At 38.6% G+C, this 422-nt stretch carries 1 protein-coding gene; it reads right to left on the bottom strand.

The features are described from left to right. Positions 1–145 precede the first annotated feature (145 nt). Positions 146–286, bottom strand: coding sequence for a hypothetical protein (locus HC733_RS22660; protein WP_190367217.1), 141 nt, complete (start codon positions 284–286; stop codon positions 146–148). Positions 287–422: the final 136 nt, after the last annotated feature.

Below are 422 nucleotides of genomic sequence, written 5' to 3'. Positions count from 1 at the left end.
CAAGACTATATGGCGGGGCTCCGGCATTTTAAGAAAACCATCACTGACTTGAATTGGCAAAATTTGGATGTTAGTGATGTGTTTGAATTTAAATGATTATTTATGGGGATCCCTCAGGGGATTACCCCCTTCCCTAAATGCTTACTTAAGGACAAGGCGTATCATTACCTTTGTCATCTACACAACCGTCAGTTGCAGGCGTGGTTGCACCACCTGCAATTTTTTCAAGCTCCTGCTTAGACATTTTACGACCTAATACACGCTCTTTTGTTTGTGTGTTTTTCATATGAATTTCCTTTATATTTAGTCGATTCTGAAAAACTCGGTTTTTCAAAAAACTGAGGTTGTTCAATTTGGATTGCTATCTTTAGATTCGGTTAACCATCTAACGTTATTGTTGTTGATTTTCACGTGCCAATGGC

The organism is Pseudoalteromonas sp. S16_S37 (assembly GCF_014694405.1).
Taxonomy (GTDB): domain Bacteria; phylum Pseudomonadota; class Gammaproteobacteria; order Enterobacterales; family Alteromonadaceae; genus Pseudoalteromonas.
This window is presented reverse-complemented; position numbering and strand designations above follow the sequence as displayed.

Bases quoted from the DNA above. Each gene is read 5' to 3' on its own strand.
- HC733_RS22660 (WP_190367217.1), bottom strand. From the start codon at position 286: ATGAAAAACACACAAACAAAAGAGCGTGTATTAGGTCGTAAAATGTCT.